At 61.9% G+C, this 3,570-nt stretch carries 2 protein-coding genes and 1 pseudogene; 2 read left to right on the top strand and 1 reads right to left on the bottom strand.

Annotation, left to right across the window (positions count from 1 at the left end):
• A partial coding sequence (locus ACRESD_RS11900) for a dipeptidase (RefSeq protein WP_431751075.1) occupies positions 1 to 1,242 on the bottom strand: 1,242 nt, incomplete at its 3' end.
• A 142-nt stretch (positions 1,243 to 1,384) separates the two neighbouring features.
• Here ACRESD_RS11900 and ACRESD_RS11895 point away from each other — a divergent pair.
• Positions 1,385 to 3,019: a PvdJ/PvdD/PvdP-like protein gene (locus ACRESD_RS11895; RefSeq protein ID WP_431751074.1), complete on the top strand. Its 1,635-nt coding sequence runs from the start codon at positions 1,385 to 1,387 to the stop codon at positions 3,017 to 3,019.
• Positions 3,020 to 3,075: 56 nt separating this feature from the next.
• Positions 3,076 to 3,570: pseudogene (locus ACRESD_RS11890) on the top strand (hypothetical protein); the annotation flags it as partial.

Genomic DNA, 3,570 nt, shown 5'->3' with positions numbered 1-3,570 from the left:
CAACTCGGCGGTGATGTTGCGCACGTCGCCGACGTTCTCCCAGCCCTGGAGGCCGCCGCCGTCGTTGAAGTCCGAGGCGATGCCGACGTGATCGATACCGATCTTGCGCACGGTGTAGTCGATGGCGTCGCCCAGATCCTTGAGGGTGGCCTTGGGTTCTTCGTCGAGGATGGCGTACAGCGCACTGGCGTATTGGCCGAATCGCTGCTCGGGCCACGCGGCGATGATCGCGTCGCCGGGCATCAAGGCCATGGCCAGATTAGGCAGTGGCGGCAGGTCGAAGCGGGCGCGCAGGGCGTTGAGTTTGTCCTGGGTCGGTTGGCTGAGCGGGCGCAGATAGGCGGAAAAGCCCACGACCTGCACCACGCCACCGCTGTTCCTGATCAGTTGCAGCTCTTTGTCGCTGAGGTTGCGCGGGATGTCCACGAACGCACGGGGTGCTGAATGGGAGGCCACCAGGGGCGTGCGGCTCAACTGTGCCACTTGCTCCAGGGCCTTGGTCGACATCTGCGACACATCAATGATCACGCCCAGGTCATTCAGGCGATGTACGGCTTGCTGGCCGATGTCTGACAGGCCCTCGAGTGCGTCAACCGAGTCGTTGAAGAACGGCAGTGGGCGCGACGAATCGGACCAGGCGTTGTTGCCCACGTAACTGAAGCCGAACATGCGCATGCCGCGAGCGGTCCACAGGTCCAGCTGGTTCAGGTCATTACCCAGCGGGTAGGCGTTGAGCATGCTGATAAAGATCGCGAACTTGCCCTCGCCGTGCAGGCGGCGGAAATCATCCGGTGTGTAGGCGATGCCGACTTGGTTGGGGAAGTCACGCACCATGCCGGAGATGATTTTGTAGCGCACCTCCTGCTCGTGGCGGGCCTCTTCGACGAAACCCTCGGTGGGTTTGTGCGGGGCGTTGGGGCCGTTCCAGATCTCCGGCCAGCCGAAGATAGTCAGCGCTGCCCCGGACAAGCGGCCGCGTGCTGCCTTGGCCAGGTCGAACTGGCCGCTGCCATCCTTGTCGGCCTCGTTGCCAGCGGTGCCGAAATCCAGGGGCACGGTGATGTGGCTGTCGAATGACAACAGGCGGTCCTGCATTTCATTCGCCTGCTTGATCACCTCCAACGGGTAGCCGGCATTGCCCTTGAACCAGTGATCCCAGACCAGGAAACCGGCTCCGGCGCCGATGGCCAGTGCCAGCGGCAGGCCGATGTACAGCGCCTTTTTCGAACGTGGTTTTGTCATTGCCATCTCAGTCAGTTGAGGCCTTTGCTATCAGGGTGGAACGAGCGATGGCGGGGGAAATTTAGGCGGCGGCGACGCGGCGGTAAATTTACTCAGGCTGCAAACGTTCTAGCTCTGATTAAGCCGTTTCCTAAGGTAGACAATGACGATCTCTCGACGTGGGTTCATCGCAGGCCTGGCGCTGACTGGCGCGGCTGTGCCGGCGGCCTTTTATGCCCATCGTGAGTTGACGCGGGAAGAAGAATTCCCCATCACCCCCGGCGAAGCCACAGTCGACCTGGCCGACACCCAGGGCCAGCACTTGGCGAATACCCTGCGCGGGGTATGGAACCTGCGTCTGGAAGGGCGTGATGCCGGCCTCAAGGGCCTGCCGCTGCAAGGCCTGGAACTGCTGCTGGACATCGCCCCGCGTGGCCGTGGCCTGCGCGGTTACCTCGACACCGCCGACAACCTGCGTGCCGAGGGCGAGCCGCGCTATCGCGTATTGGGCGATCTGCTGACGGGCGAGGGCGCCATGCTCTACTGGCGCCTGATCGACCGCGACGCACCCGCTGGCATACCCGCCTATGAGTTCAAGATGACCCTCGATGAAGTCTGGGCCGACTTCGGCAACGCCGGCAGCGGCACGCTGACGGGGCAGATCCTCGACCTCAATCGCCCGTTGGCACTGACCGAACGTGACAATCGTTTTGTCGCCCACAAACAGGTGTTCCCCGAAGCCCGCCAACGTATCGGCCTCAACCCGACACTGTTGGCCTGGCTGATCTCGCCCGAACACCGCCTGTTTCACCAGCTGTGGCATGCCACCCGCGACCAATGGCACAAGCTCTCCGAAGAAAAACGTGACGCCTTGCGTGGCATCGGCTGGCAGCCGGGCCCGCGAGGCCAGGAGCGCGACGCCCGAGGCAAACGCAAGGACCGCAACGGCTCCGGCATCGATTTTTTCTTCATGCACCGCCATATGCTCGGCACTGCACGGTCCATGCAAGACCTGCCCTCATGGCCTCAATTCCCCGAGCCGCAACCCGCGCTGGAACGCGATCGTCTGGGTTTCGTGCGTTACTTCGATAACCACGACGGCTTCGCGCTACCACCGGCCTGGTCGGCCCCGGACGACGCCGATTACACCCAGTGGGTCGGCGACATCAAGGCGGCCGAGACCTATCACAGCAACTTCCAGGTGTGGGAATCCCAATACCGCGACCCGCGTTACCTGGCCAAGCTGACCTTGGGCCAGTTGGGTTCGGAAATGGAACTGGGCCTGCATGATTGGCTGCACATGCGCTGGGCCTCGGTGCCTCGCGATCCGTCCAACGGTGCTCCGGTGCCGTTTGCCCGCGACCCCTCGGACTTTGCCGCACGCTGGTACGTGCCGGAAAACGACTTCCTCGGCGACCCGTTTTCCTCTCACGTCAACCCGGTGTTCTGGCATTTCCACGGCTGGGTCGACGATCGCATCGAAGACTGGTTCCGCGCCCATGAGCGCTTCAGCCCGGGCGAGGTCAGCCGCCTGGAAGTCAACGGCGTGGCCTGGTTCGCGCCTGGCCGGTGGGTCGAGGTCGACGATCCATGGCTCGGTCCCGATACCCATGGGTGCAGCACCACGCCGGGTTTGCAAATGGGCCGCTCAATGGAAATGGACCCGGAAACCATGAAGCTGGCACTGCGGATCACCTTCGGCGCGGATGAGGAGCTGCTCAAGGGTTTGTTCAAGCGCGTACCGCAGCGGCCTTGGTATGCGCGGCATCTGAAGGTCAAGCGTGAGGGGAAGGCTTGACAGCGTGAAGTCGACGCGCAAGGATCAACTCAATTTTTGAAAATTGAGTTTCAGTCATGGCTAAAGTCCAAAGACCGACCGACTTCGCGGTGTTGCTGAAGCAATATGGCATGGAGGTTTTTGAGCTGGCGCGTCTCCACAAGGCGGTAGATGACAAGGGGCGGTATCTGCATTGGGACGAGTTTCGTCGTTATCCCGCGCCCGGCGTCAACAAAGAGGCAGTGTGGGCTGCGATCAAAATGGCTCGGGCGTGCGCGAGCAAAACCCTTGAGCTGCGCAGCGAATGCGGTAGTCCCTTTTTCTTGTATGGCACTGATTTTTGTGAGGCAGTGATTCACGCTGTCGAATCGGTGACGTCCAGGCTGGGAGGCGCGGCGGCATCATCGCCCCAATACCGGGACAATACCCAGTATCTGGTTGACTCGTTGATGATGGAGGAGGCGATTTCCAGCGCCCAACTGGAAGGTGCCGCGACAACCCGTAAAATCGCCAAGGACATGTTGGCCAAAGAGCGCATGCCTCAAACTGACGATGAACGGATGATCCTCAAC

The sequence above is a fragment of the Pseudomonas sp. genome, assembly GCF_050739995.1.
Taxonomy (GTDB): Bacteria; Pseudomonadota; Gammaproteobacteria; order Pseudomonadales; family Pseudomonadaceae; genus Aquipseudomonas.
Note: the sequence above shows the minus strand (reverse complement) of the source record. Positions and strands in the feature narration are given on the sequence as shown.

Coding starts and splice junctions, on each gene's coding strand:
- ACRESD_RS11895 (WP_431751074.1), top strand. CDS start 1,385: ATGACGATCTCTCGACGTGGGTTCATCGCAGGCCTGGCGCTGACTGGC.